The organism is Acidovorax sp. LjRoot194, assembly GCF_964253015.1.
Taxonomy (GTDB): Bacteria; Pseudomonadota; Gammaproteobacteria; order Burkholderiales; family Burkholderiaceae_C; genus Acidovorax.
In genome coordinates this window covers 586,697-612,703 of the sequence record NZ_CAXUQB020000001.1, presented here as the reverse complement: position 1 = coordinate 612,703, position 26,007 = coordinate 586,697, and the positions used below count along the sequence as shown (strand labels likewise).

Sequence of the window (26,007 nt, the reverse complement as noted above, 5' to 3'; positions counted from 1 at the left end):
ACATTGCACAAACACCGCACGGCCACCGCACAGAAGGCGCCGGATGCGGCCTTGTGCGCTGGGCACCTGCGCTGCCATGGCACCTGCGGCCAGGGTGGGGGCAGCCGTGTGTACTTACCCTACCCGTGCAGGGCCCGGCGCCGCACTGGCCAGCGACTGCAGCCGCTCGGCCATGAAGTCCCGCAGCGCACGCACCAGCGGCGTGATCTGGTGGCGGCTGGGCGCCACCAGGTACAGCGGCACGGCTTCGGTCTCAAAGCCCGGGCACAGCGGCACCAGGCGTCCGGCGGCCAGGTCGTCGGCCACGTCGAAGTACGACTTGTAGGCAATGCCCCGACCCAGCACGGCCCAGCGGCGCACGGCGTCGCCGTCGTTGGCCACGTTGCGGCTGCGCACGCGCACCAGCACCTCCTGGCCCGCCGCGTCCCAGAAACGCCAGCGGTCGTGCACGTCGCTGCCGAGCATGAAGCACAGGCAGACGTGGTCGGCCAGCGCCTGCGGCGCGTCCGGCGCGCCGTGGGCCTGCACATAGGCCGGCGCGGCGCACAGCACGCGCCGGTGGTCGGGCGCCAGGGGCAGCGCCACCAGGCCGGAGTCCTGCGGCTTGCCGTAGCGAAAGGCTGCGTCCACGGGCTCGCTGTAGACATTGGCCACGCGGTCGGACAACTGCAGGCGGATGTCGACGCCCGGGTGCTCCGACTGGAATGCGTCCAGCCAGGGCAGCAGCACATTGCGCCCCAGGTCGGACGGCGCCGCCAGCTGCAGCGTTCCTTCGAATGCACTGGCGCGCCCACCCTGCAGCTGACCGCGCACCTGGTACAGCGCGGCCAGTGCGGGGCGGCAGTGCTCGAGAAACAGCGCGCCCTGCTGCGTGAGCCGCAGGCTGCGGGTGGACCGCACGAAAAGCGCCACGCCCAGCTCGGCCTCCAGGCGCTTGAGGGCAGCGCTGGCCGCTGCGGGCGTGAGGTCCAGCGCCCGCGCGGTGGCCGACAGGCTGCCGCTGTCCACGGTGCGCACGAAGATGTCGAGGTCTTGCAGGCTTTTCATGGGGTCTTGTCTGAGAGGTGGCGGGAGGGACGGCAACCGGTATTTGCAAATTTTCATTGAATATGAATTCAATCGCCTACCCATTTGCAAACAAGGTCATAAACCTGACCATTGCTCCATCGCTTCACCCCTTGTTTGACCACCCCGGAGTCCTCCCCATGAAAGCCATCGGCTACACCCACCCAGGCCCCATCGACCGCCCCGACGCCCTGCTCGACATCACCCTGCCCGACCCCGTGGCCACTGGCCGCGACCTGCTGGTGGAGGTGCACGCGGTGTCGGTCAACCCCGTGGACACCAAGGTGCGCAACAGCAGCGCGCGCAGCGGCGACGGCCCCGACCACAAGGTGCTGGGCTGGGACGCCAGCGGCATCGTGCGCGCGGTGGGCCCGGACGTGACGCTCTTTGCGCCCGGCGACCGCGTCTGGTACGCAGGCTCCATCGCCCGCCCCGGCACCAACAGCGAACTGCACCTGGTGGACGAGCGCATCGTCGGCCACGCCCCGAAGTCGCTGGACTTTGCCGAAGCCGCCGCCCTGCCGCTGACCACCATCACCGCATGGGAGCTGCTGTTCGACCGCCTGGGCGTGGCGCCCGGCAAGCAGCCCACCCACAAGACATTGCTCATCATCGGCGCGAGCGGCGGCGTGGGCTCCATCCTTACGCAGCTGGCGGCGCGGCTGACCAGTCTCACGGTGATCGGCACCGCATCGCGCCCCGAGACGCAGGCCTGGGTGCGCGATCTGGGCGCCCACCACGTCATCGACCACAGCAAGCCGCTGACGCAGGAGCTGGCGCGCATCGGCCACCCCGCGGTGGACATCATCGTGAGCCTCACGCAGACCGACGCGCATTTCGACCAGATCGTGGAGGCCATCGCGCCGCAGGGCCGGTTCGCGCTGATCGACGACCCGGTGTCACTCGACGTGACGAAGTTCAAGCGCAAGTCGGTGTCGGTGCACTGGGAGCTGATGTTCACGCGCGCGCTGTTCGGCACCGACGACATGATCGGCCAGCACCGGCTGCTGACGGAAGTGGCGCTACTGGTGGACGCAGGGCTGATCCGCACGACGCTGGACCAGCGGTTCGACACCATCAACGCCGAGAACCTCAAGCGCGCGCATGCGCTGATCGAAAGCGGCAAGGCCCGGGGCAAGCTGGTGCTGGAGGGGTGGAACTGACGGGAACTGGCTCCGCAGCGGCGGGGAGGCTGCGCCACCGGGCGGGGCGTTTTGGCGCTTGCCACTGATACTGTATTTAAATACAGTATTGGTGGTGCATGAAGAGAACAGAGACATGCACGCCATACCCCCAAAAAGGAGCACTCCCATGATTGACCATATGACCTTCCGCGTGACCGACATCGCGCGCGCCAAACAGTTCTACAGCGCCGCCCTGGCACCCCTGGGCTACAGCCTGTGCTTCGAGGGCAACTACGGCTCCAACATGCTGGGCTTTGCCTACCCCGATGCGTCCGAGCCCGACGGCAAGAAGGCCGATGTGTGGTTCATCGACGGCCCCTCGCCCTACGGCGGCGCACCGGCCACGACGGGCTGCCACCTGGCTTGGCGCGCGCCGAACCGGGCGCAGGTGGACGCCTTCTACGCCGCGGCCATCGCCGCGGGCGGCAAAGACAACGGAGCCCCTGGCTTGCGCACCGACTACCACGCGCACTACTACGGCGCGTTCGTCATCGACCCCGAAGGCAACAACGTGGAAGCGGTGTGCCACCTGCCGGAGTAGGCGGCAAGACGCCCCTGGCTGAAAAGGGCGTGTCTGCGGCAAGTGCACCCGGGGACTGGCTTGGGCGAGCCACCGGGTACGCATCCATTGGGGAATGCGGCGCCGCCTCTCAGAGCGGTCAGTCCAGCTTCACCCCGGCAGCCTTGATGATCTCGCCCCAGCGCTTGGATTCCGCACGCGCCATGGCGCGGAACTGCTCAGGCGTGCCGGGCAGGGCTTCCATGCCGAAGTCGTTCATGCGCTTGACCACGGCGGGGTTGAGCAGGGCCTTGTTCAGGTCGGCATTCAAACGCGCGGTGATGGCCGCGGGCAAACCGGCGGGCGCCAAGATGCCCTGGAACGCGAACACCTCGGTGTTGGGCACGCCGGCTTCGGCCAGCGTGGGCACGTCGGGCAATGCGGCCACGCGCTTGGCCGAGCCGATGGCCAGGGCGCGCACCTTGCCCGAGGTGATCACCGGCAGGCCGGCGGCCAGGTCCAGGAACATGCAGGGCACTTGCCCGCCCATCACGTCCTGCAGCGCAGGCGCGGCGCCCCGGTAGGGGATGTGGGTGAGGAAGGTCTTGGTGCGGTTCTTGAACATCTCCATCGCCAGGTGGTGCGGCGAGCCGTTGCCGGGCGATGCGTAGTTGAGCTTGCCAGGGTTGGCGCGCGCGTAGGCCAGGAATTCCTTCACCGTCTTGGCTTCGAACGCGGGGTTGACCACGAGCGCCAGCGGAAAGCGGCTGATGCCGCCCACGTAGGTGAAATCTTTTTCCGGGTTGAACGGCAGCTTGGTGAACAGGTGCTCGTTGAAGGCCAGCACGGCGTTGTCGGCCGACATGAAGGTGTTGCCATCGGGCTTGGCGGTGGCCACCATCTGCGCGCCGATGTTGGTGGACGCGCCGGGGCGGTTGTCCACGATGATCTGCTGGCCCAGGGTCTGGCGCATGGCCTCGGCCACGGTGCGCGCCAGCACGTCGGTGCCGCCGCCGGCCGGGTACGGCACGACCCAGCGCAGGGGCTGGTCGGGCCAGGCGGCCTGCTGTGCAGCGGCCCAGGGGGCGGCGGAAGTGGCGCCTGCGGCGGCCAGGGCGGACAAGAGGGTTCTGCGTTGCATGGGGTTGTCTCCTTGGGATTACTATTGATTTGATAGCTGCTAGCGCTTGACTAGCAAGCGGTAGGTCCTGTTTTTATGGGTATTTTGCACCTGCTGCGGGAGCCTGGTGCTGAACACGGGGTTTGATCGCTCGGCCCTGGCTTCGACAGGCTCAGCCCGAACGGGTGGGGGGTGGGCTGGCAGGCGCGACCTGCAGAACGAGCGGTGCGCGGGGCCCGCCCTGCCGGACAAAGCCACTGCACATTTGCTCGCTACCGCTACCGCTACCGCTACTGCTACTGCTACTGCTACTGCTACTGCAAACGCTGCCAGCAGCCACTGGCTGTGGCGACGGTTGCAGTTGCAGTTGCAGTGGCCGTCGCGGCTCAGGCTCAGGCTTCAGGCGCTGCAATCGTCTGGTCGATGGCGCCGAAGATGCTCGCGCCGTCCTTGCCCTTGACCTCGATGCGGATGGTGTCGCCGAACTTCATGAAGTCGGTGCTGGGCTTGCCGTCCTGGATGGTTTCGATGCAGCGCTTTTCGGCGATGCAGCTGTAGCCCTTGGGCCACTCGGTGCGGCCGCTGGCGTCTGTGACGCCCTTATTGCTCACGGTGCCGCTGCCGATGATGGAGCCGGCGCGCAGGTTGCGCGTCTTGGCCACGTGGGCGATCAGCTGGCCGAAGTGAAAAGTCATCTCGGGGCCGGCGTCGCACATGCCGACCTTGCGGCCGTTCCAGGTGGACTGCACGGTCAGGTGCACGCGGCCGTGGTCCCAGGCGTCGCCCAGCTCGTCCAGCGTGACGGCCACGGGGCCGAAGGCGGTGGCGGGCTTGCTCTGGAAGAAGCCGAAGCCCTTGGCCAGCTCGGCCGGGATGAGGTTGCGCAGGCTCACGTCGTTGGCGATCATCACCAGGCGTATGCCGTCCAGCGCCTGGTCGGCGTTGGTGCCCATCTTCACGTCGCCGGTGATGACGGCGATCTCGGCCTCGAAGTCGATGCCCATGGCTTCGCTCGGAACCACCACGTCGTCGCGCGGGCCGATGAAGTCGTCGCTGCCGCCCTGGTACATCAGCGGGTCGGTGTAGAAGCTCTCCGGCACTTCGGAGTTGCGCGCTTTTCGCACCAGTTCGACGTGGTTGATGTAGGCCGAGCCGTCAGCCCACTGGTACGCACGCGGCAGCGGGGCCATGCACTGGGCGGGGTCGAAGGGAAAGGCGTGGCGCGCGCGGCCGCTGTTGAGCTGGTCGTACAGGTCCTGCAGCTGGGGCGAGAGGAAGCCCCAGTCGTCCAGCACCTGCTGCAGCTTGCTGGCAATGCCGGTCGCATAATGGGCCGTGCCCAGATCGCGGGAGACAACGACCAGTTGGCCGTCGCGCGAGCCGTCTTTGTAGGTAGCAAGTTTCATGGGGCAGGACCTTTGTCTCAGGGTGGTGGAAGGGTACCCTTAGCGAAATTACGCTTGGGTAAATTGATTTAACTAAACAAAACTAGCGAATTTTAGTGCACATGGACAAAGAACGTGCAGGTATTCAGTCCGTGGAGGTCGGTTTTGCCTTGCTGGAGGGGCTGACCCGCTCGCGCGGGCCGCTGATGCTCAAGGATGTGGCGGCCTCGGCCGGCATGAGCGCGGCCAAGGCGCACCGGTACCTGGTGAGCTTTCAGCGCCTAGGCCTGGTCACGCAGGACAGCCGCACCGCCCGCTACGACCTGGGCCCCGCGGCGCTCAAGCTGGGCCTGGCATCGCTGGCGCGGCTCGACGCGGTACGGCTGGCGCGCGAACGCATGCCCGCGCTGATGGAAGGCATCGGCCACACGCTGGCGCTGGCGGTGTGGGGCAACCACGGCCCGACCATCGTGCACTGGGAGGAATCCTCCCAGGCCGTGACCGCCAACCTGCGCCTGGGCGACGTGATGCCGCTGCTCTCGTCCGCCACCGGCCGCTGCTTTGCCGCCCACATGGCGCCCGAGGTGGTGGCCCCGCTGCTCAAGGACGAGCTGGCCCGCGCGGTCAAGATGCGCCGCGCCGACCTGCCCGCCACCATGGGCGAGGTGAACACCCTGCTGGCCGACGTGCGCCAGCGTGGCGTGGCCCGCGTGGTCGACACCCTGCTGCCCGGCATCGTGGCGTTCTGCGCGCCAGTGTTCGACGCCGACGGCCACCTGGAGCTGGGTATCACCACGCTGGGCTCCATCGCCACCTTCGACCCCGAGTGGGGCGGCGCCATCGACGCGCCCCTGCGCGCGGCCGCGGCCCAGCTGTCGAGCGACCTGGGCGCGGGCAGCGCCTGATTCACCCCCGGCTCCGCGACACACTGCATGCCCCGGCGCGCCCTGGTCCTCATCACCGCCCTGGTACTGGCCCTGCACTGGCTGGTGCTGCACGGCGTGCCCCTGGCGTGGGACAGCCCCCAGCCGCCAGCGGCGGGGCATGTCTTCAGCACCCGCAGCGTGCCGGCGCCGCCGCCCGCACCGGCCGCTGCCCCTGAGCCCACGCCCGTCGCAGTCACGGCCCCCATGGCCCCCGCCGCGCCCCCGCCCAAGCCCCCGGCGCGCGCCAAGAAACCCGCACAGCCAGCCCCCGCCGCCCCCGCCTCCCCCGCGGAAGACTCGCTGGCAGTGGCGCCCGAGGCACCCGTGCAGGTGGCGGCCGCCGATGCCGGCGCGCCTGCACCCACGTCAGAGCCGCCTGCGGCCAGCACCGCAGTGCCAGACCCTGCGCCCGCTGCGTCGGCGCCCCAGGCCGAAGCCCCCGCGCCCGTGGCCTCGGCACCGCCCGCCGAAGCACCCAACCCCACCGCTGCCGGGACCGAGATTGCGCCCCCTGGCTCCGGCACGGGGCGCGAGGCCGCGACACCGCCGCCGCCCGTGCGCATTCCGGCCCCCACCCGGCTGGCCTTCGACGTGAGCGGGCAGGCCAAGAAGTTCGCGTACAGCGCCCGCGCCGAGCTGCTGTGGCAGCACGACGGCAGCCGCTACGAGGCGCGCCAGGAGGTCAGCGCCTTCCTGGTGGGCAGCCGCACGCAGCGCAGCGTGGGCGCCATCACCGCCCAGGGCCTGCTGCCCGAGAAGTTTTCCGACAAGTCCCGCAGCGAACAGGCCGCGCATTTCGACCATGCCAAGGGCCGCGTGACCTTCAGCGCCAACACGCCCGAGGCCGCCGTGGGCCCGGGCGCGCAGGACCGGCTGAGCCTGTTCATCCAGCTGGGCGCCATGCTGGCGGCCGACCCGGGCCGGTTCACGCCCGGCACGCAGGTCACGCTCACCACGGTGAGCGCCCGCACCGCCGACCGCTGGACGTTCACCGTCGAAGGTCCCGAAACCCTGGACCTGCCCGCCGGCCCCACCCCCGCACTGAAGCTGCTGCGCCTGCCCCGCAAGGACTACGACCAGAAAGCCGAGCTGTGGGTGGCGCCCGGCCTCAACTACCTGCCGGTGCGCATCAAGCTGACCCAGGCGAACGGCGACTTCGCCGACCTGCTGCTGCGCAGCAGCAGCGCGCCCTGACGAGACCCGTCCCAGCGCGGCCCACGCACAGCGGGCCGCCATGGGCCACAGGCGGCCGCACAGGCGCCCCGCATGCCTGCCCATCCACCCACCGCCAGCGTCCGCCCCGGCCTACGCGCCAAAGGTGTTGCGTCCTCGCGCCACTGGCCGGGCGGGGCGGTAAAAAAGACCCACCAGCCCGGAGAGGCCGGTTTTTCGTGAAATACTGGACCGCAGTTCAGGTGCCACACCGGGGCGGGCTTCCCCTGATAACCGGGGCGCGGCGCAAGGCGTTACAAGCTTGCCAGCGCTCCACCGAAGCCACCCTGGGCCTTGAACTCTGCGAACCCGCTGTCATCTGACTTTTATATCGACAAGGGGAACACGATGCACATGCTCTACGACTCAGAATCCTTCGTGGTGGTCCACATGCTGCCCGACGCCGTGGAGAAAATCGCCGGCCCGGTGCTCAACGACACTGCACCCGCCCTTCCCCAGCTGGCCCGCCATGGTTTCGAGATCGTGGACAAGCGGTCCGGCAAAGAGGTGTACCTGGACGGCTCGTGGGCCGAAATGTTCCAGGAACAGATCCTGGCGTGGCAGCGCGACACCCCCACCCAGGAAGAAGTGGAAGACGCGCTCGACCGCTATGCGGGCTTGGCGCAAAACCCGGTGGTGGTGCACTAACTCCCCCTGAGGCGCTGCGCGCCTTCCCCCGGAGGGGACGCACCCGGTGGCCCGGCAAAGCCGGTTCCACGGATACGCTGGCGTTGGGGCAGCGCGCGCTCAAAGCTTGGTCGGCTTCTCCTCGGACGGATAGATCCGCCGGTACAGCGGGTCCACCAGCATCAGCACCGCGATCAGCCGGCACACCTGGAACGCAGTCACCACCGGCACGCCGAGCTGCAGCACCTTGGCCGTGATGGCCATTTCGGTGATGCCCCCGGGCGATGAGCCCAGCAGCAGCGTGACCCATGGCAGCCCGGTCGCCCAGGCCAGCACCCCGGCAAAGAGGGCGCACACCCCCATCAGCACCAGCGTGCCCAGCGCCACCGACACCATCCACCGCGGCGCGGTGCGCAAGAAGTCGGCCCGAAACCGCACCCCCAGGCTCACCCCGATCACCAGTTGCGCGGCGTTCACCATCACCTGCGGCACGGCCGACAGGCTGATGCCCGCCATGGTGATACCCATCGACACCAGCATGGCGCCCATGAACCAGGGGTTGGCCCGACCGAGTTTGTCCATCAGCAACGCGCCCACGCCCGTGAGCGCGGCCAGCAGCGCCAGGCCGGGCAGGTCGACCACGCGCGCCACCGTGGGCGGCAGCACGTCCAGGCCATGCAGGCCGCTCCACTGCAGCGCAAATGGAATCGTGACGGTGACGATGAGCAGGCGCAGGCTGTGGCTGGCTGCCACCAGGTCGGTGCGGGCGTTCTCGCGCTCGGCCAGCAGCGTCATCTCCGACGCGGCGCCGATGGCCCCAGCGAAGTAGCTGGTGGCGCGCATCATCGGTGCCGGCACGCCATGCATGCGCGGTGCATGCACCCGGTACAGCCAGGCACCGAACAGCCAGCCCAGGAACAGCGCCCACACGATGCCCAGCGCGATGGCCCACCACAACCCGCCGATCAGTGCCACCACCTGCGGCGTGAAGTACAGGCCCAGCGCCGCGCCGATGGTCCACTGCCCGGCATTGCGCAGCGGCCCCCAGCTCTCCGTCGGCCCGCCGACGATGGACACCACCGACGTGGCCAGCAGCGGGCCGATCATCCAGGGCAGCGGCGTGCGCAGGGCCACGCAGGCGGCGGCCGCGGCCCAGGCCAGCAGCAGCGTGCCCAGCACGCGGGCGGCGAATTTCAAGCGGGGAGGCAGGGAGGACAAAGGGAACAGGGGTGATGACGACACAGTGACGGCACGCGCAAAAAGGCAACGCCGAGTATCGCGCCCCGCCCGCCACCCCAGGTCGCCAGGCCTTACCCGCCCGGCATGGCAGGCATCGCCAAAGACAGGGCGCGGGTCCAACGGCTGAAGCGGGCCTAGGTCCTTGCGGCGCGCGCCAGCAGCGACAGCCGCTGCACCAGGGGCTCGAACAGTTCCACCGGCGTGTTGCCGTAGCCCAGCACCAGGCCGTTGTCCTGCGGCTGCGGCCGCATCGCAAAGCCCGACAGCGGCGACGGCGCCATGCCGTGGCTGCGCGCCGCGGCGGCGATGGCCTGGTCCGGGCAGTTGGCCGGCAGGCGCACCAGCAGGTGCATGCCGCAGTGCCCGCCCTCGGTCTGGTGGGGCAGCGCCAGGTGCTGCGCCAGCGCGGCCCGCAGCGCCTGCTGGCGCTCGCGGTACAGGCGGCGCATGCGGCCCAGGTGGCGGCTGAACTGGCCGCTGTCCATGAAATGCGCCATGGCCAGTTGCGCGTGCCGCTGGCCGCCACGCAGCATCTCGGCCAGGGGCACGCGCACAGCGTCCAGCACGGCCGCGGGCAGCACCACGAAGCCCAGGCGCAGCGACGGGAACATCGTCTTGCTGAAAGTGCCCACGTACAGCACCGGGGCGCCGTCCACCAGCCCCTGCATGGCGCCGATGGGCTCGCCCGCGTGGCGGAACTCGCTGTCGTAGTCGTCCTCGATGATCCACGCGCCGTGGCGCCGCGCCTGCTCGATGAGCGCCAGCCGCCGCGCCACCGACATCACCGCACCGCCCGGGTACTGGTGCGATGGCGAGGTGTAGACCAGGCGCGGGGTGCGCAGCGTCCAGTCGGACTCGCTCGCCACCAGCCCCTGCGCATCCACCCGCAGCGGCACGGTGCGCAGGTCGCCCGCCTGCAGGGCGGACTTGGCGCCCCGGTAGCCAGGGTCTTCCACCCAGGCCACGTCGCCAGGGTTCGACAGCAGGCGCACGCACAGCGCCAGCGCCTCCTGCGCGCCTTCGGTGATGACCACCTGCTCGGCCGCACAGCGCACGCCGCGCGCCACGGCCAGGTGGCGCGCGATGGCCGTGCGCAGCGCCATCTCGCCCAGCGGGTCGCCATAGCCCAGCGCTGCCGGGCCGCCACCGAGCACCGCGTGGTCGAGCGCACGGCGCCAGGCCGCCAGCGGAAACTGCGAGAGCGCCGGCATGCCCGGGCTCAGCGCCAACGGTGTGGCGCCGGTGCGTGGTGCGCGCGGCTGGATGAGCGCGAGGCGGGCGGCCATCGCCGGAACCTCCGGCACCGCCGGCGCCGGGTGCCGGGCGGCCGATGGCCCGGCTGGCCGCTGCGCCAGCGCCGCCACCCGCGTGCCCTGCCGGTCCGACACCACGTAGCCCTCAGCCACCAGTTGCTCGTAGGCCGCGGTCACCGTGTTGCGCGACAGGGCCAGGCCCTCGGCCAGCGCGCGCGACCCCGGCAGCGCGCTGCCTGCCACCAACCGCCCGTCGAAGATCGCCTGGCGCAGCCGCTGGAAGAGCTGCCGCCGCAATGGCTCCGCGCCGGGCCCGTGGTCCAGCGCGCGTTCGAGCAGCGTCTGCGCGACCGGGGCCTGCGGGGTTGGCTGCGCCATCTGGGCCCCACGGGAAGGCGACGATGGACCGCCGGGCACAGTGCTGGACATGCGTGGCACCTTAAAAATGCTGGATTCTGGCACTTTTCACCACACCACGCCGCAGCTAACTTCAGGGTGTCTTACGCCGATTCATTTTTCTTTTTCTTTTCCCTATCTCTCTGCAAGGACCCCGCGCATGCCATCTTCCGTTGTGAACGAATACCAGCAACCCGTGGGCGCACCGCTGCCCGGCTGGAGCCCCCGGCCGCGCCCGGCCCGCACCGTGCTCGAAGGCCACTATGGCCGACTGGAACCGCTGGACGCCGCCCGCCATGCCAGCGACCTGTACGCCGCCTACGCGCAGGCGCCGGACGGCCGCGGCTGGACCTACATGGGCGTGGGGCCGTTCACCGACGCTGCCAGCTACCGCGCCCACTGCGAGCAGGCCGCCGCCAGCACCGACCCGCTGCACTACGCCGTGATCGACCGGCGCACCGGCCGCGCCGTGGGCACGCTGTCGCTGATGCGCATCGACCCGGCCCACGGCGTGGTCGAGGTGGGGCATGTGATGTTCTCGCCGCTGCTCCAGCGCACCCCGATCTCCACCGAGGCGCAGTACCTGCTGATGCAGTATGTGTTCGCGGACCTGGGCTACCGCCGCTACGAGTGGAAGTGCGACAGCCTGAACGCGCCGTCCCGCGAGGCGGCCAAGCGCCTGGGCTTCCAGTTCGAAGGCATCTTTCGCCAGGCCCTCGTCTACAAGGGCCGCAGCCGCGACACGGCGTGGTTCTCGATCCTGGACAGTGAATGGCCCGCGTTGAAGGCAGGCTTCGAGCGCTGGCTCGCCCCGGGCAACTTCACCGAGGACGGCAGCCAGCGCGTGTCCCTGGCGGCACTGCGCGAGGGTACGACAGCGCAAGCCGCCTGATCCGCCTGCCGATCCGCCACGCACCCTGCCCTGCGCTACCCCTGCGGGCCCGGGCGCGCTGCCACCGGGGACTGCCGCCGGCCCGCCATCTCCAGGCCCATGGCCTGCAGCGTGGCGCCGGGCAGCAGGCCATGGGCCGCCGGGTAAGCGATCTGTTCTTCGTCCTCGATGTGGCGGGCGTAGCGCTCGGCAAAGCGGTCCAGCACCGCGCCGTCGGCGGCACCGAAGGCATAGGCCCGGCCCTCCAACAGCGCCTGCAGGGGCTGGCGCGCGGCGGCCCAGTCGTCCACCATGTCGCGGTGGTCCTGCAGCAGCCGCTGCACCAGCGCCACCACCTCGGCCGGCCCCTGGGCCAGCAGGGGCGGAAACACATGCAGCTCTTCATCCTCATGGTGCAGCGGCGCCGCGATGTCGAAGTAGCGCAGCACGTCGCGGGCCGCCTGGCGGGCAGGCTCGTCGGCGCCGTGGGTCTGCACGTGGGCGCGCAGCCGTCCCAGCAATGCCAGCGTGCGCTGCACGCGCTCGTGGCAGGCCTCCAGCATGGCAAAGGGCTGCTCGAACCCCACGCCCGGTGCGTTGAAACCCGGGATCTCGCGGGCAGAGGCAGGTGCGGTCGTCATGCGGCCACTACCTCAGCCAAACCGCACGGGCTGGCCCTGGCGGTCAAAGGGGATGTACGCACCGAGCGCGCCCTGCTGGATCGCATCGACCATGCGCTGCAGCGGGGCCCCGGCCTCCGCGGGGGTGGGCGCCTGTTCAACGTGCCCGGCATCGCCGCGGCAAACACCATCGCCCAGTCGTGGCCCGGCGCGGTGACTGGCGGGCGTCCTCCACCAGTGCAGCGAACGATGGCAGCTCCTGCGGCGTCTTGTCCACGCACATCAGCGGCACAAGGGCGCCGCCCTGCGCCGCCTCGAAGCGTGCATGCTGGGCAGCGGTGGCGTCATCGGGCAGATCCACCGCCGTGAACACGAACAGCGGGCGCTGCGGCTCGGGCTGCTGGCGTGCGAGGTGCAGCAGGTCATCGAAACTTGAAATATCCATGGGGCGGCAACGAAACGGTTGTAAGAGAAAAGACAGAGAAAAAAGAAATCAGAACCCAGGCACCACGCCCCGCTGCGCATCCAGCGTGCTCACGTAGTTGCGCGCCGCAGGCCGCGACCGCGCCGACTTGCGCGACTGCACCGTGCCGATGCTGATGAAGCACAGCGCCTGCTCGGAGGCCGCCAGCCTGAACAGCGCACGCAAGCCCGGCGCCTTGAGCGCCTTGCCGCTGGTGAGCGCCGAGCCGTAGCCCTGCGCCGTGGCCATGAGCAGCATGTTCTGCACCGCGCAGCCGGCCGACACCAGGCGCTCGGCCAGGTCGATGCCGGGGTCGCCGCGCTGCGCGTCCACCACGGCCAGCATGAGCACCGGCGCGCGGTGCGCCTTCTCGCGCGCCTGCGCGGCCTGCTCGGGCGTGGCCGCGGGGTCGCGCTGCTGCAGCGCCTGGGCGAACACCTCGGCCAGCGCCGCACGTGCAGCCTCGGGCACCAGCACGAACCGCCAGGGCACCAGTTGCCCGTGGTCGGGCGCGTGGGCCGCGGCCTGGAGAATCTGCGCCAGTTCGTCGGTACCGGGCCCGGGGCCCGCCAAACGCTTGGGCAGGATGGTCTGGCGCGACTGGATGAGCGTGGCCGCGATGGCCGCCACGTCGTCGATGCCACTGGCACGCACCGCAGGCGCGGCCGTGCGCTGCCGTGCGGCGCCGCGCGGGTTCAGGGGCCAGGGGATGACAGCCATCGCAGTTCCTTGTCCAACAAACAGGGGCTCAGCCCGGACGGCCATCGGCCCGCAGGCGGCCATACCAGCCACTGAGCCGCACGCCCCAGACCCCCATGGTGGCCGCCCACAGCACGGCCGCCACCGGCAGCAGCCAGGCCCAGGCCACGCCGAATGCGCCCGGCATCGCGGCGGCAATGCGCAGCAGCGTGGCCGCCTGCAGCAACCAGAACAGTGCCCATGCGATGCGGTCAGCCACCAGAGCGCGGCCGCTGTGGCCGCACGACACGCGCGTGACCATGGCCAGCATCAGCGATGCCAGGCACCCCATGGTGAGCGCATGCAGTGCACCCAGCCCCAGCGTGCCGATGCCAAAGGCCCAGGCCAGCCACGGCGACAGGCCGCCCAGCAAGAACGCCACGCCCAGCCACACAAAGCCGATGTGCAGCATGGCCAGGAGCCGGTTCTTCAGGCTCTGCACCAGCCCCCACACACAGGCCAGCCACACCAGCACGCCCCCCACCACCAGCTGCAGGGCGCCGTGCACCAGCATCCAGGCGGGCCCGGCGCGGCTGGCGGGTACGCCCGCCCATTCCAGCCAGGTGGCCAGCACCTGCATGCCGGCCGCGGCCAGCATGAGCCACAGCGCCCAGAACGGCCGCCACGCAGGCACCCTGGGCAGGGCACTCGACGTAAAGAACGGAATCATCCGGTGCGCGACCGTGACGTACACCACGACCACAAAGCCCCACAGCCCCGTGTACACACAGGCCCGCGCCAGCGCATGCGTGCCCACCGCCAGGCTGAACCACAGCGCCACCAGGCTCACGCAGCCCACGCCGCAGGCCACGCCGATCACGCGGGCATGGAGCTGGTCTTCCGCGCGGCTCGCGCGCACACGCCCCCAGAACAGCGCCGTCATCCACAACAGGCCCGCGCCGGCCAGGGCCAGGCCGACCAGCACCGCGCCGATGCGCCAGTGCGCACCCACCAGCCACAGCAGCCAGCCCAGCGCCTGCAACACCAGCGGCGCGCGCAGCGCCTGTGGCGGCAAGGGGGCCACCCCCAGCCACTTGGGGCCCGCCGTGAACAGAAAGCCCGAGAAGAACAGCGGAATGAAACCCAGCGCCATCACCGCCGCATGCACGGTGGTGGGCGACATCGCGTAGTACATGCCCCACCAGCCGGTGGAGCGCGCCACCTGCACCAGCGCCCACCACGCGCCCGAGGCCACCAGCACCACCATCGCCAGGAAGAACCCCAGCCGGTGCGGCGCCAGCATCAGGTACTGCCAGCGCCAGCGCGGGTCCTGCTGCGCCACGGCCTGTGCCGACGGCCTGCCAATCGCGACAGGAATGACTTTGCTCATGGCGTGTACCTACCCTGCGAAAGATTGCCGTGCACGGCGAACGCGCTCATCCGCAGCTGCCCAGATGGCCGCACTGCGTGCAGTAGTCGCAGCCGTCCTTGCGGATCACCGCATGGGCGCCGCATTCGCTGCACTTCTTGCCCGCCATGGCCTGTGGCACGGCCGCGGGCGGCGGCGCGGGCTCGTCCAGCGGCAGCAGTTGCTGCACCGGGTCCGCCACGCGGCGCGACAGGATGTTCTGGATGGCATAGGCCATGGCCGCCACTTCCGAGTCGTGCCACATCGGCACCAGCGTGCCGTCGTCCTTGCGGTGCTGCCCCAGGCGCACAGGGCCCCGGTCCCATGCCACCTTGCGCATGTCGGACAGGGCCCGTTCCAGAAAACCGCCGCGCGCCGCCAGCGACAGCATGCGCATGCTGGAGGTGATCCACTGCTGCGACTCGCCGCTTTGCCCCACGGGCATGAAGAACTCGATCGCACGGTCCACCGTGCGGCCGCCCACGCCCGTGGGCACGGGCAGGAAGGACACGATGAGGTACAGCGTCTTGTGGCCCTCCTGCGTCCAGTATTCGAGCTTCTCGGCCACCGCCGACAGGCCGCCCTGCGGCCGGCTCTCGATGACAGTGCGCATCGGGTCCACAGGCGCTGCGGCGGGGGCAGCAGGCGCGGGCTTTGCCATTGCAGCGGCTTCAGGCGCGGGCTCTGCGTGCGTTTCGAGCACCGAGCCGAGGATGCTGTTGGGCCGGTAGGTGGCCAGCCCCTTGAGCCGCGCGCGCCAGGCCTGCAGGTACAGGTCCTTGAAGTCGTCGTAGGGGTAGTCCGCCGGGATGTTCACCGTCTTGGAGATGGCCGTGTCCACGAAGGGCTGCACGGTTTCCATCATCGCGATGTGGTCCTGCGCAGACATCGCCAGGGCCGAGACGAAATAGTCGGGCAGCGCATTCACGTCGCCGCCCAGGTCGCGGTACAGCCGCCAGGCGTGGTCCTCCACCGCGTACTCCAGCGTGCTGCCATCGGACTCGCGCTTCTTGCGCTTGTACATCCACGAGAACGGCGGCTCGATGCCATTGGAAGCGTTGTCGGCAAACGCCAGGCTCACCGTGCCCGTGGGCGCGATGGACAGCAGATGGCTGTTGCGGATGCCATGCTCGCGGATCGACGCCTGTATTGGCGCGGGCAGCCGGCTGGCAAAGGTGCCCTCGGCCAGGTAGCCCCGCGCATCGAACTTCGGGAACGCCCCTTTCTCGCGCGCCAGCTCCACCGACGCCGCATAGGCCGCATCGCGCAAGTGCTCGGCAATGCGCGCCGCCATGGTGCGGCCCTCGGGCCGGTCGTAGCGCAGGCACAGCATGGCCAGCGTATTGCCCATGCCGGTAAAGCCCACGCCGATGCGCCGCTTGGCCATCGCCTCGTCGCGCTGCTGCGGCAGCGGCCAGAAGGTCACATCCAGCACGTTGTCGAGCGCCCGCACCTGCAGCGCCACCGCCTGGCCGAAGGCCTCGAAGTCGAACGCCGCCACACCACCAAAGCCGAAAGCGTGCCGCACGAAGCGGGTCAGGATGACGGGGCCGAGGTCGCAGCAGCCATACGACGGAAGCGGCTGCTCGCCGCACGGGTTGGTCGCCGCGATGTCCTCGCAGTAATGCAGGTTGTTGTCTTCGTTGATGCGGCCCAGGAACAGGATTCCAGGCTCGGCGAAGTCGTAGGCGGACTTCATGATCGTGTCCCACAACTGGCGCGCCCGCACGGTGGCGTAGACCCACTGGCCATCGGCCCGCTGGCGGGCGCCTTGCGCCTGCAATGCGGCGCCGGGCGCGGCCTTGTGCACCAGCTCCCAGGGGGTGTCGTTCTGCACCGCGTCGATGAAGGCGTCCGACACGCCCACCGACACGTTGAAATTGTTCCAGCGGCCCGGGGTGCGCTTGGCGGTGATGAACTCCTGCACATCGGGGTGGTCGATGCGCAGCACGCCCATCTGTGCGCCCCGGCGCGCACCCGCGCTCTCCACGGTGGAGCAGGACTGGTCGAACACGTTCATGTAGCTGCACGGCCCCGAGGCCATGGAGGCCGTGCCCTTCACATGTGCGCCCTTGGGGCGGATGCGGGAGAAGTCGTAGCCCACGCCGCCGCCACGGCGCATGGTCTCGGCCGCTTCGCGCAGCGCTTCGTAGATGCCCGGGAAGCCTTCGTCGTCCACGCCCTGGATGCAGTCGCCCACGGGCTGCACGAAGCAGTTGATCAGCGTGGCCTGGATGTCGGTGCCCGCCGCGCTCATGATGCGCCCCGCGCCGATGGCGCCGGCCTGGAGGTTGGCGAGGAACAGGGCTTCGTACTTCGCACGCAGATCGGGCGCCTCCACCGAAGCGAGCGCACGCGCCACGCGGGCGTACAGCTCGTCCACGGAGGTTTCGCCGGGCTTGAGGTACTTCTCGCGCAGCACATCCAGGCTGATGGGCTGCAGGGACGAGGGGGTGGCCAGAGTGTGCTGTGGTTCGCGCTTCATGGGTACCGATGGTTGGGGGTTCACGACAGTAGGGGCTTGCGCTGGGTCAAGACGCACGCAGTGCCATTGCAGGGGCGCCATGCGGCGCGGGGTTCAGACGCAAACAGAGACGCACGCGTGCTGCGCGTGTGCATGTCGCGCCAGGCATCGTCGAGCCACACTGGGCCGTCATGCTCGGCATGGGGGTGGGCACAAAGCCACCACTTCGGACGTCAAAGACATGGACTTCGCCCTCCTTGATCACATGGTGCCAGCCCTGCGGGCTGATCTGCCCCGACAGCACCCGACAGCGCACCATGGGTACTCCATGAGGCGCTCGAGCCGCAGCACCACCGGGCGCTGCTGCGTGCAGTAGAGGACCTCGGGCCCCGCCTGCACGGGCGGCCAGCGTCTGGAAGGTTTTCCGGTACTGCGCAAAGGCATCGTCATGGAAACCGCGCAGCCGGTCAAGTAGCCCGTCGGGCTTGGGGCAGTGCTTGCGATTGGTGACAAGATTTACCCGCGCGCTGGGTCACTGCACCACCCCACAGCGTGAGGCCCGCCGCGCGTAGCATCACGCCATGCACACACCGCCATCGACCTTCTTCACATTCCGCCGCGCGGCACCTGGGCTCGCGGTGGCCAGCCTGGCGCTGCTGGGGGGCTGCACCGGCCTGGGCACAGCCCCCACGGCCTCGTCACCCACCACGACCTCTGCCACCGCTGTCTCCCCCGCTGTCTCCCCCGCCGCCTGGCCTGCGCGCCTGCAGGCCCTGCTGCCCGCCGATGTGCTGCTGCTGGGCGAAAAGCACGATGCCGCCGAGCACCAGCAATGGCAGCGCGACACCGTGCAGGCGCTGGCCGCCCGGGGCCAGCTGGCAGCCGTGGTGATGGAGATGGCCGAGCAAGGCCACAGCACCACCGGCCTGCCCCGCGATGCCACCGAGGCCCAGGTGCAGGCCGCCCTGCAGTGGAAGGACGCCGCCTGGCCCTGGAAGGCCTACGGCCCGGTGGTGATGGCTGCCGTGGCTGCGGGCGTGCCGGTGTGGGGCGGCAACCTGCCCCGCGCCCGCATGCGCGACGCCATGGCCGACGCCGCGTGGGACCGGCACCTGCCCGCGCCCGCACTGCAGCGCCAGTACGAGGCGCTGCGCGAAGGCCACTGCGGCCTGCTGCCCGAGTCGCAGATCGCGCCCATGGCCCGCATCCAGATCGCCCGGGACGCCGCCATGGCCCGCACCGCGACCGAAGCGCGCGTAAGCGGCCAGACCGTGCTGCTGATCGCCGGTGGCGGGCATGTGCTGCGCAGCCTGGGCGTGCCCACGCACTTGCCTGCAGGTTTGACGTCCAAAGTGGCCATGGCGCAGGCAGGGCAAGCGCAAGCAGCTATCAAAAACGGAGCGGTCGCCAATGTTGACGCGGATGCAGACGCCATCGTGGCCACCCCGGCCCTGCCCGCCAAGGACCACTGCGCGGAGCTGCGCGAGCAGTGGGGCAAGGGCGCAAGCCCGGCGCGGTGATGCCGGCGTGCATTCATGCATTCATGCATTCATGCATTCATGCATTCATGCGTTCATGCGTGCGTTCAAAAAAATTCCCCATCCGTTCACGCTGGGCTTGTCGCAGGGCTCAGCCCGAACGAGTGGGTCATCCAGCACTGATTCCGAAGTCAACGCGCTGGTGGCCCAGCGTCCGCCTGCCGTTCTTCCCCTTCAGCCCGCCCCGCTGCGCTCGCGCAGCAGCGCCGCAAACGCCTCCGCGGGCAGCGGCCGGCTGCACAGGTAGCCCTGGTAGGCGTCGCACCCGCGCTCTTGCAAGAAGGCCAGTTGGCCTTCGTCCTCCACGCCCTCGGCCAGCACCGACAGGCCCATGCTGTGCCCCATGGCGATGATGGCCGCGCTGATGGCCATGTCGTCGCTGCTTTGCGGAATGTCGCGGATGAAGCCCTGGTCGATCTTGAGCACGTCGATCGGAAAGCGCTTGAGCTGCGCGAGCGACGAGTAGCCGGTGCCGAAGTCGTCCACCGCGATGCGCACGCCCAGGCTGCGCAGGCGCATCAGCACCAGGCGCGCCTCTTCGGTGCGCTCGGCCAGCGCGGATTCGGTGATCTCCAGCTCCAGCCACTCGCTCGGAAAGCCCGAGTCCGCGAGCGCCGCCGACGTGCAGCCCGCCAGGTCGGTCAGGTGGAACTGGCGCGGCGACACGTTGACGGCCAGCGTCAGGTCGGGCAGGCCTTCGGCGCGCCATTGCTGGCCCTGGCGGCAGACCTCGCGCAGCACCCATTCGCCCAGCGGGCCGATCACGCCCGAGGTCTCGGCCACCGGGATGAAGCGCGCGGGCGATATCAGCCCCTCGTCGGGGTCGTTCCAGCGCACCAGCGCCTCGGCGCCCAGGATGCGGCCCGAGCGGATGTCCACCTGCGGCTGGTAGTACATCTGCAGGTGCCCGAGCGCCAGCGCCAGCCGCAGGCGGGATTCGAGCGCCAGCCGCTCGCGCGCGGCCTGGGTCATGGCCTCGTGGAAGAAGCACCACGCGCCCCGGCCCCGCGCCTTGGCGCCGTACACCGCCGCGTGGGCGCCCTGCAGCAGCAGCTCGGTGGTAGCGGCATGCTCGGGGAACATGCAGATGCCCACGCTCACGCCGGCCACCACCTCGAAGCCGTCGGGCGAGCGCCAGGGCTCGGCCACGGCGGCGATCAGGTGCCGCGCCACCGCCGCCGCGCCGTCGGCATGGCGCATGTGGCGCGCCACCACGGCCAGCTCGTCGCCGGCCAGGCGCCCCAGCACGTCGCCGGGCCGCAGGGCCGACTGCACCCGCCGCGCGATGTGCTTGAGCACCTCGTCGCCGGTGGTGTGGCCGTAGCTGTCGTTCACGTCCTTGAAGCGGTCCAGGTTGAGCAGCAGCACGGCGATGTGCTCGCCGCTGGCGCGCGCCTCCTGCACCACCTGCTCGACCTGGTGCCCGAACCAGGCGCGGTTGGACAGCCCCGTGAGCGCGTCGTTGTGCGCCAGGAACTCAAGCTGCCGCTGGTGCGCCTTTTCTTCGGAGATGTCGGTGAACATGCAGACGTAGTGCGTCACCTCGCCCGCCGGGTCGCGCACGGCCGACAGCGACATGTGCTCGGGAAAGACCTCGCCGTTCTTGCGGCGGTTCCAGATCTCGCCCTGCCAGTGGCCCGTCTGGCGCAGCGTGCCCCACAGGGCGTCGTAGAACGCGCGGTCGTGCCGGCCGGACTTGAACACGCGCGGCGTCTTGCCCAGCAGCTCCTCCTCGGTGTAGCCCAAGAGGCGTGTGACGGCCGCGTTGACCGACAAGATGCGACTGTGGGCGTCGGTCACCACCACGCCCTCGACGGTGTTGTCCACCACCGTGGCAGCCAGGCGCTGGCGGGTTTCGCTGGACTGCAGCGCGGCGCGCGCGGCCGTGATCTCGTCCAGGTCCTGCACCACGCAGACCAGGTGCGCAGGCTCGTCGCCGGCCTCGGGGATCTGCGTCACGGTGCACAGCACCGGCACCCTGCGGCCACCGCCGGGGGGCTGGCATTCGCGCTCGTCCACATAGTGATCGATCTCGCCTGCCAGCAGGCGGGCCAGCTGCAGGGTGGCGCCGTCCGGCTCGCGCGCCAGCATCACATCGCGGAAGTTGAGGATGCGCACTTGCGCCAGCGTCACGCCCAGCAGGGCACAGAGCCGCTCGTTGGCCCACAGGAAGCGCCCGTCCGGCGCTACCCGCGCGAACCCGGCGGGCGCATGGCGCACCACCTGCGACAGCTCCCGCGCCGTGGCCCAGCGCACCTTCTCGGCGCGGCGCATGCGCCGCAGCATCCACCAGGCCAGCGCGCTGGTCAGCAGCACATAGCCCCAGCCCTTCCAGGTCTGCCAGTGGGTGATCCGCGCGGGGTCGGTCACCCAGTGCGCCAGCAGCGCGTCGCCCGCAAACACCCAGGCCACCCCGAGCACCAGGTACAGCAGCATCCCCCGCCAGGGAGCGAAACGCGGGACCTCGCCCGGATTGACCATCGATTTCCCCCGTTATCCGCCCACCGGCCGTACTAAGGCCGCAAAGGGCGCGGCCACACGGTGCCAGCCATGCTGCGACAATGTCGCGGCTATGACGACCAACGCCTACATCCTTACCCTGTCCTGCCCCGACCGCCTGGGGCTGGTGCACGCTGTCTCCGGCTTCCTGCTGGAGCACGGCGGCAACATCGAAGAAGCCGCGCAGTACAACGACCACGCCACAGGTCTGTTCTTCATGCGGGTGCAGTTCGCCTGCGACCAGCACGACCACGCCACGCTCAAGACCCGCCTGGCCAGCTTTGCAGAGCCCCACACCATGCGCTGGAGCCTGCACGCCACGGCAGCGCCGATGAAGACGGTGCTCATGGTCAGCAAGGAGGGCCACTGCCTGAACGACCTGCTGTTCCGCTGGAAGAGCGGCCTCTTGCCCATCGACATCCGCGCCATCGTCAGCAACCACCGCGACTTCTATCAACTGGCGGCCAGCTACAACGTGCCGTTTCACCACATCCCGGTGACCGCTGCCACCAAGCCGCAGGCCGAAGCCAGGCAGCTTGAGATTATCGAGGCCGAAGGGGCCGAGCTGGTGGTGCTGGCGCGCTACATGCAGGTCCTTTCTCTTGATCTGTGTCAAGCTTTGGCCGGACGGGCGATCAACATCCACCACAGCTTCCTGCCCAGCTTCAAGGGCGCCAAGCCCTACTACCAGGCCCACGACCGCGGCGTGAAGCTCATCGGCGCCACCGCCCACTACGTGACGGCCGACCTGGACGAAGGCCCCATCATCGAGCAGGACGTGGCCCGTGCCGACCACACCGACACGGTGGAAGACCTGACCGCCCGCGGCCGCGACACCGAAAGCCAGGTGCTGGCCCGCGCGGTGAAGTGGCACAGCGAGCACCGCGTGATCCTGAACGGCCACAAGACCGTCGTCTTCAAGTAGCAATGCAACACCCCCCCGAGTCGCTTCGCGCCGTCCTCCCGCTCTCGCAGCGCGGTGCACCGCAGGCAGGGGGACGCCGCCAGCGCGGCGGGGCGGCCCTTGCGCGGCGGCCCTCGCCAGGGTTGTGGCGGTTTCAAGCGCTGCTCCCAGTGCGCAGCGCGGAGGTTTGCTGACATGGCTGCGGCGACCCCTTCGACCTTCCAGAGCAGCGCGGCGCGGCGCATACCGCCCATCCAGTGCCTGCTCACGTTCGAAGCGCTGGCCCGCCTGCGCAGCGTGACGCAGACGGCCGAGGAGCTGTGCGTCACGCCCAGCGCGGTGAGCCACCGGGTCAAGCAGCTCGAGCAGATCCTGGGCGTGCGGCTGTTCGGGCGGGCCGACTTTTCGCTGACCACCGAAGGCAGCGCCTACCTGGCCCATGTGCGCGAGGGGCTGGGGGCGCTGCAGCGGTTTCCCGGGGCGGCATCGGCACCCGGGCGCCGGCGGCTCAAGCTGGCCGTCACGCCCACGTTTGCGCGCACCATCCTCATCCCGCGCCTGCGGCAGTTCACCGAGGCTTACCCCGAGATCGACCTGGCGCTGCAGGTGTCCATTCCGCTGCTCGACGTGGTGGCCGAAGACGCCGACCTGATGGTGCGCTTTGGCCCCGGCCACTATGCCGACGTGGAGCATGTGGAGCTGGCGCGCGACGTGGTCACGCCCCTGGCGTCGCCCGCGTTCGTTCGCGAGCACGGGCCCTTCGACAAGCCCGAGGACCTGGAGGGCGTGCCCTTGCTGCGCAGCCCGCTGGAGCCCTGGCGCACCTGGTTCGCCGCCACCGCTTTGGACTGGGCCGAGCCCAGCGAGGGCTCGCAGTTCAACGACATCGGCCTGATGTGCGACGCCGCATCTGCGGGCATGGGCGTGGCCCTGGTGCGGCTGAAGCTCGGTGCGCCATGGCTGGAGAACGGCACGCTGGTACGCCTGTTCGACACCGATACCGCCAGCCCGCACGCGCACTACCTGTGCTGGCGCACCGGCACCATGGACCGCTGGGAATGCGCGGCCTTTGCCGACTGGCTGCGCAAGACGATGGCGTGAGTGGCGGCAGCGGTGCGCATGGCTCGCCGCTGCGCCAGTTCATCGCGCCATCGGTTCACCCACACACCACTGCAACACCGCGACAACGCACCATCACCATCACCGTCGCATCCATCCACCACCTGCCGACATGAATCTCACCATCCGCCCTGCACAGCCCGCCGACGCCAACGCCATCGCGCGCATCCACGTCGCGGCCTGGCAGGCGGCGTACGCCGGCATCATCGACGCCGCCTACCTGGCCGCCATGTCCGCGGCGCAACGCGAAGGCTACTGGGCCCAAGCGATTGCCCAGGGCGCACCCGAGGTGCTGCTGGCGCAGGACGACAGCGACGGCGCGGTGGCCGGCTGGATCGCCCTGGGCGACTGCCGCGACCCCGGAGCGCCCGCCACGCGGGGCGAAGTCTGGGCCATCTATGTGGACCCGGCGCGTTGGGCCCGCGGCACGGGGCATGCCCTGTGGCAGCACGCCCGCGAGCACCTGTTGGCCCGTGGCAAGGCAGAAGCGAGCCTGTGGGTGCTGGCGGCCAACGCGCCTGCCATCCGGTTCTACACACGGCAGGGATTTGCGCCGGATGCGGATGGGGTCAAAAGCATCACGGTGGCGGGCGCCACCCTGCAGGAGCTGCGGTACACGGCCTTGCTGGCGCCCAGCGGTGGGTAGTGGTTGAGTAGCGCTTGTGCATTGCTTGGATAGCGAGCGGGTAGCGGGTAGTGAGCGACCCGCATACGGCCCAGTGTGGGCGGCAAGTCGGTGGTCAAAACTGCAGAGGTCGCCGCGACCAGTGACCCGTCGCCAAGTCGTACAGACCGCGGCCTCGCCAGGATTTTCACGGCCGCTCTGCAAAAATCTCACGCCCGCGTCTACCGCCATCCCCTACAGTGGCGGCATGCAGACTCCCGCCGCCACCCCTACCTCCCCTGCAGCCGCCCAACCACCGGCCGGGCCCACCCCGTCAGAGCGCGCCGCGCGCCAGGCCGAGGTCGTGCAGGCCCTGGGCCGCGTCGTGCCCGCCCACGCGCTGTTGTGGCACGCCGAGGACACCACCCCGTATGAATGCGACGGCCTGACCGCCTACCGCCAGCGCCCGCTGGTGGTGTGCCTGCCCGAAACGTACGACCAGGTGCAGGCCGTGCTCCAGGCCTGCCACCACCTGCAGGTCCCCGTGGTGGCGCGCGGCGCGGGCACGGGCCTGTCGGGCGGCGCCATGCCGCATGCGATGGGCGTCACGCTGTCGCTGGCCAAGTTCAACCGCATCCTCGACCTGGACCCGGTCAGCCGCACGGCACGCGTGCAGAGCGGCGTGCGCAACCTGGCCATCAGCGAAGCCGCCGCACCGTACAGCCTGTACTACGCCCCCGACCCCAGCAGCCAGATCGCCTGCACCATCGGCGGCAACGTGGCCGAAAACTCGGGCGGCGTGCACTGCCTGAAATACGGCCTCACGGTGCACAACGTGCTGGCGGTGAAGGGCTTCACCGTGGACGGCGAGCCCGTGGAGTTCGGCAGCCAGGCGCTGGACACCCCCGGCTACGACCTGCTGGCCGCCGTGATCGGCAGCGAAGGCATGCTCGCCGTCATCACCGAAGTGACGGTGCGCCTGATCCCCAAGCCCCAGCTGGCGCGCTGCATCATGGCCAGCTTCGACGACGTGCGCAAAGCCGGCGACGCCGTGGCCGCGGTGATCGCGGCCGGCATCATCCCCGCGGGCCTGGAGATGATGGACAAGCCCATGACCGCCGCCGTGGAAGACTTCGTCAAAGCCGGCTACGACCTCACGGCCGAGGCCATCCTGCTGTGCGAGAGCGACGGCACGCCCGAAGAGGTGGAAGAAGAAATCGGCCGCATGAGCGACGTGCTGCGCGCGGCTGGCGCCACTGCCATCTCGGTCAGCCAAGACGAGGCCGAGCGCCTGCGCTTTTGGAGCGGCCGCAAGAACGCCTTCCCCGCCAGCGGCCGCATCAGCCCCGACTACATGTGCATGGACTCGACCATCCCGAGGAAGCGCCTGGCCGACATCCTGCTGGCCATCCAGGCCATGGAAAAGAAATACCAGCTGCGCTGCGCCAACGTGTTCCACGCAGGCGACGGCAACCTGCATCCGCTGATCCTGTTCGACGCGAACGACGCCGACCAACTGCACCGCTGCGAACTGTTCGGCGCCGACATCCTGGAGACCAGCGTGGCCATGGGCGGCACAGTGACGGGCGAACACGGCGTGGGCGTGGAAAAGCTCAACAGCATGTGCGTACAGTTCACGGCCGAGGAGAACGCGCAGATGTTCGGGCTGAAACACGGGTTCGACCCGGCGGGGTTGTTGAATCCGGGGAAGGTGATCCCTACGCTGAATCGGTGTGCGGAGTACGGGAAGATGCTGGTGCGCGGGGGGCAGATCAAGCATCCGGATTTGCCGCGGTTTTGAAGGGTGGCGTCTACCGGATACCAAAGATGGCGAATGTTCAGCTGGATATATATCGAGGATGACACGTGAGTTCACCCTATCGACCACCGTTGCCCGAAGGTTGGGAGTGGTCCCAGAACCCGGAAAAAACTG

At 69.7% G+C, this 26,007-nt stretch carries 21 protein-coding genes and 1 pseudogene; 11 read left to right on the top strand and 11 right to left on the bottom strand.

All coding sequences use genetic code 11. The annotated features are described in order from the left end of the window. Positions 1-114: 114 nt before the first annotated feature. Positions 115-1,047, bottom strand: coding sequence for a LysR substrate-binding domain-containing protein (locus ACSQ3N_RS02925; protein ID WP_436145542.1), 933 nt, complete (start codon positions 1,045-1,047; stop codon positions 115-117). A gap of 158 nt (positions 1,048-1,205) precedes the next feature. On the opposite strand from ACSQ3N_RS02925, the gene ACSQ3N_RS02920 reads away from it, so the two are divergent. Together ACSQ3N_RS02920 and ACSQ3N_RS02915 are read left to right on the top strand one after the other, a co-directional pair. After that, complete coding sequence (locus ACSQ3N_RS02920; RefSeq protein ID WP_436145541.1) at positions 1,206-2,228, top strand: zinc-binding alcohol dehydrogenase family protein; 1,023 nt, start codon at positions 1,206-1,208, stop codon at positions 2,226-2,228. Between the two features lie 148 nt (positions 2,229-2,376). Next, positions 2,377-2,790: a VOC family protein gene (locus tag ACSQ3N_RS02915; RefSeq protein WP_436145540.1), complete on the top strand. Its 414-nt coding sequence runs from the start codon at positions 2,377-2,379 to the stop codon at positions 2,788-2,790. A gap of 118 nt (positions 2,791-2,908) precedes the next feature. On the opposite strand, the gene ACSQ3N_RS02910 is transcribed toward ACSQ3N_RS02915, so the two are convergent. Together ACSQ3N_RS02910 and ACSQ3N_RS02905 are read right to left on the bottom strand one after the other, a co-directional pair. Further along, complete coding sequence (locus ACSQ3N_RS02910) at positions 2,909-3,889, bottom strand: Bug family tripartite tricarboxylate transporter substrate binding protein (RefSeq protein ID WP_436145539.1); 981 nt, start codon at positions 3,887-3,889, stop codon at positions 2,909-2,911. Between the two features lie 371 nt (positions 3,890-4,260). Further along, positions 4,261-5,274, bottom strand: a complete 1,014-nt coding sequence (locus ACSQ3N_RS02905; RefSeq protein WP_436145538.1) for a fumarylacetoacetate hydrolase family protein — start codon at positions 5,272-5,274, stop codon at positions 4,261-4,263. A gap of 101 nt (positions 5,275-5,375) precedes the next feature. Between ACSQ3N_RS02905 and ACSQ3N_RS02900 the strand changes: the two genes are divergently transcribed. From ACSQ3N_RS02900 to ACSQ3N_RS02890, 3 genes are all read left to right on the top strand, one after another. After that, the gene (locus ACSQ3N_RS02900; protein ID WP_056165086.1) at positions 5,376-6,158 is read left to right on the top strand and encodes an IclR family transcriptional regulator; all 783 of its coding nucleotides are present in this window, start codon (positions 5,376-5,378) and stop codon (positions 6,156-6,158) included. A gap of 27 nt (positions 6,159-6,185) precedes the next feature. Next, positions 6,186-7,373 carry a DUF3108 domain-containing protein gene (locus ACSQ3N_RS02895; protein WP_436145537.1) on the top strand — a complete coding sequence of 396 codons (1,188 nt, stop codon included), beginning with the start codon at positions 6,186-6,188 and terminating at the stop codon, positions 7,371-7,373. A gap of 366 nt (positions 7,374-7,739) precedes the next feature. Next, positions 7,740-8,039 (top strand): BTH_I0359 family protein, encoded by a 300-nt coding sequence (locus tag ACSQ3N_RS02890; protein ID WP_056165082.1) that lies wholly within the window; start codon positions 7,740-7,742, stop codon positions 8,037-8,039. Between the two features lie 99 nt (positions 8,040-8,138). Here ACSQ3N_RS02890 and ACSQ3N_RS02885 read toward each other — a convergent pair whose 3' ends face one another. Together ACSQ3N_RS02885 and ACSQ3N_RS02880 are read right to left on the bottom strand one after the other, a co-directional pair. Then, positions 8,139-9,215 (bottom strand): AbrB family transcriptional regulator, encoded by a 1,077-nt coding sequence (locus ACSQ3N_RS02885; RefSeq protein WP_436127717.1) that lies wholly within the window; start codon positions 9,213-9,215, stop codon positions 8,139-8,141. Between the two features lie 176 nt (positions 9,216-9,391). Further along, a complete protein-coding gene (locus ACSQ3N_RS02880) occupies positions 9,392-10,888 on the bottom strand; it encodes a PLP-dependent aminotransferase family protein (RefSeq protein ID WP_436147910.1) in 1,497 nt (498 codons plus the stop codon). A 178-nt stretch (positions 10,889-11,066) separates the two neighbouring features. On the opposite strand from ACSQ3N_RS02880, the gene ACSQ3N_RS02875 reads away from it, so the two are divergent. Then, positions 11,067-11,798 carry a GNAT family N-acetyltransferase gene (locus ACSQ3N_RS02875; RefSeq protein WP_436145536.1) on the top strand — a complete coding sequence of 244 codons (732 nt, stop codon included), beginning with the start codon at positions 11,067-11,069 and terminating at the stop codon, positions 11,796-11,798. A 35-nt stretch (positions 11,799-11,833) separates the two neighbouring features. Here ACSQ3N_RS02875 and ACSQ3N_RS02870 read toward each other — a convergent pair whose 3' ends face one another. From ACSQ3N_RS02870 to ACSQ3N_RS02850, 5 genes and pseudogenes are all read right to left on the bottom strand, one after another. Then, positions 11,834-12,418 carry a hemerythrin domain-containing protein gene (locus ACSQ3N_RS02870; protein WP_436145535.1) on the bottom strand — a complete coding sequence of 195 codons (585 nt, stop codon included), beginning with the start codon at positions 12,416-12,418 and terminating at the stop codon, positions 11,834-11,836. Positions 12,419-12,430: 12 nt separating this feature from the next. Then, positions 12,431-12,842 (bottom strand): annotated as a pseudogene (locus tag ACSQ3N_RS02865) (ribonucleotide reductase subunit alpha). Positions 12,843-12,890: 48 nt separating this feature from the next. Then, a complete protein-coding gene (locus ACSQ3N_RS02860) occupies positions 12,891-13,580 on the bottom strand; it encodes a nitroreductase family protein (RefSeq protein WP_436145534.1) in 690 nt (229 codons plus the stop codon). A 28-nt stretch (positions 13,581-13,608) separates the two neighbouring features. After that, the gene (locus ACSQ3N_RS02855; RefSeq protein ID WP_436145533.1) at positions 13,609-14,928 is read right to left on the bottom strand and encodes an NnrS family protein; all 1,320 of its coding nucleotides are present in this window, start codon (positions 14,926-14,928) and stop codon (positions 13,609-13,611) included. Between the two features lie 46 nt (positions 14,929-14,974). Beyond that, complete coding sequence (locus tag ACSQ3N_RS02850; protein WP_436145532.1) at positions 14,975-17,431, bottom strand: adenosylcobalamin-dependent ribonucleoside-diphosphate reductase; 2,457 nt, start codon at positions 17,429-17,431, stop codon at positions 14,975-14,977. A 560-nt stretch (positions 17,432-17,991) separates the two neighbouring features. On the opposite strand from ACSQ3N_RS02850, the gene ACSQ3N_RS02845 reads away from it, so the two are divergent. Continuing rightward, positions 17,992-18,930, top strand: a complete 939-nt coding sequence (locus ACSQ3N_RS02845) for a ChaN family lipoprotein (RefSeq protein WP_436145531.1) — start codon at positions 17,992-17,994, stop codon at positions 18,928-18,930. Between the two features lie 192 nt (positions 18,931-19,122). On the opposite strand, the gene ACSQ3N_RS02840 is transcribed toward ACSQ3N_RS02845, so the two are convergent. Beyond that, entirely contained in the window at positions 19,123-21,384 is a 2,262-nt protein-coding gene (locus ACSQ3N_RS02840; protein ID WP_436145530.1) for a putative bifunctional diguanylate cyclase/phosphodiesterase, read from the bottom strand. Between the two features lie 136 nt (positions 21,385-21,520). Between ACSQ3N_RS02840 and purU the strand changes: the two genes are divergently transcribed. The 4 genes from purU (at position 21,521) to ACSQ3N_RS02820 (ending at position 25,875) form a co-directional block, all read left to right on the top strand. Continuing rightward, a complete protein-coding gene (purU, locus tag ACSQ3N_RS02835; protein WP_056410008.1) occupies positions 21,521-22,372 on the top strand; it encodes a formyltetrahydrofolate deformylase in 852 nt (283 codons plus the stop codon). Between the two features lie 174 nt (positions 22,373-22,546). Continuing rightward, entirely contained in the window at positions 22,547-23,452 is a 906-nt protein-coding gene (locus ACSQ3N_RS02830; RefSeq protein ID WP_436145529.1) for a LysR substrate-binding domain-containing protein, read from the top strand. Between the two features lie 130 nt (positions 23,453-23,582). Then, complete coding sequence (locus tag ACSQ3N_RS02825; RefSeq protein WP_436145528.1) at positions 23,583-24,116, top strand: N-acetyltransferase family protein; 534 nt, start codon at positions 23,583-23,585, stop codon at positions 24,114-24,116. A gap of 226 nt (positions 24,117-24,342) precedes the next feature. Next, a complete protein-coding gene (locus ACSQ3N_RS02820) occupies positions 24,343-25,875 on the top strand; it encodes an FAD-linked oxidase C-terminal domain-containing protein (protein ID WP_436145527.1) in 1,533 nt (510 codons plus the stop codon). Positions 25,876-26,007: the final 132 nt, after the last annotated feature.

Excerpts from the sequence above, each read along its gene's own strand:
- ACSQ3N_RS02855 (WP_436145533.1), bottom strand. The coding sequence starts at position 14,928 with ATGAGCAAAGTCATTCCTGTCGCGATTGGCAGGCCGTCGGCACAGGCC.
- ACSQ3N_RS02830 (WP_436145529.1), top strand. The coding sequence starts at position 22,547 with ATGGCTGCGGCGACCCCTTCGACCTTCCAGAGCAGCGCGGCGCGGCGC.
- ACSQ3N_RS02820 (WP_436145527.1), top strand. The coding sequence starts at position 24,343 with ATGCAGACTCCCGCCGCCACCCCTACCTCCCCTGCAGCCGCCCAACCA.
- ACSQ3N_RS02890 (WP_056165082.1), top strand. The coding sequence starts at position 7,740 with ATGCACATGCTCTACGACTCAGAATCCTTCGTGGTGGTCCACATGCTG.
- ACSQ3N_RS02920 (WP_436145541.1), top strand. The coding sequence starts at position 1,206 with ATGAAAGCCATCGGCTACACCCACCCAGGCCCCATCGACCGCCCCGAC.
- ACSQ3N_RS02870 (WP_436145535.1), bottom strand. The coding sequence starts at position 12,418 with ATGACGACCGCACCTGCCTCTGCCCGCGAGATCCCGGGTTTCAACGCA.
- ACSQ3N_RS02925 (WP_436145542.1), bottom strand. The coding sequence starts at position 1,047 with ATGAAAAGCCTGCAAGACCTCGACATCTTCGTGCGCACCGTGGACAGC.
- ACSQ3N_RS02875 (WP_436145536.1), top strand. The coding sequence starts at position 11,067 with ATGCCATCTTCCGTTGTGAACGAATACCAGCAACCCGTGGGCGCACCG.
- ACSQ3N_RS02845 (WP_436145531.1), top strand. The coding sequence starts at position 17,992 with ATGCACACACCGCCATCGACCTTCTTCACATTCCGCCGCGCGGCACCT.
- ACSQ3N_RS02825 (WP_436145528.1), top strand. The coding sequence starts at position 23,583 with ATGAATCTCACCATCCGCCCTGCACAGCCCGCCGACGCCAACGCCATC.
- ACSQ3N_RS02905 (WP_436145538.1), bottom strand. The coding sequence starts at position 5,274 with ATGAAACTTGCTACCTACAAAGACGGCTCGCGCGACGGCCAACTGGTC.
- ACSQ3N_RS02915 (WP_436145540.1), top strand. The coding sequence starts at position 2,377 with ATGATTGACCATATGACCTTCCGCGTGACCGACATCGCGCGCGCCAAA.
- purU (WP_056410008.1), top strand. The coding sequence starts at position 21,521 with ATGACGACCAACGCCTACATCCTTACCCTGTCCTGCCCCGACCGCCTG.
- ACSQ3N_RS02910 (WP_436145539.1), bottom strand. The coding sequence starts at position 3,889 with ATGCAACGCAGAACCCTCTTGTCCGCCCTGGCCGCCGCAGGCGCCACT.
- ACSQ3N_RS02900 (WP_056165086.1), top strand. The coding sequence starts at position 5,376 with ATGGACAAAGAACGTGCAGGTATTCAGTCCGTGGAGGTCGGTTTTGCC.
- ACSQ3N_RS02860 (WP_436145534.1), bottom strand. The coding sequence starts at position 13,580 with ATGGCTGTCATCCCCTGGCCCCTGAACCCGCGCGGCGCCGCACGGCAG.
- ACSQ3N_RS02880 (WP_436147910.1), bottom strand. The coding sequence starts at position 10,888 with ATGGCGCAGCCAACCCCGCAGGCCCCGGTCGCGCAGACGCTGCTCGAA.
- ACSQ3N_RS02850 (WP_436145532.1), bottom strand. The coding sequence starts at position 17,431 with ATGAAGCGCGAACCACAGCACACTCTGGCCACCCCCTCGTCCCTGCAG.
- ACSQ3N_RS02895 (WP_436145537.1), top strand. The coding sequence starts at position 6,186 with ATGCCCCGGCGCGCCCTGGTCCTCATCACCGCCCTGGTACTGGCCCTG.
- ACSQ3N_RS02840 (WP_436145530.1), bottom strand. The coding sequence starts at position 21,384 with ATGCTGCTGTACCTGGTGCTCGGGGTGGCCTGGGTGTTTGCGGGCGAC.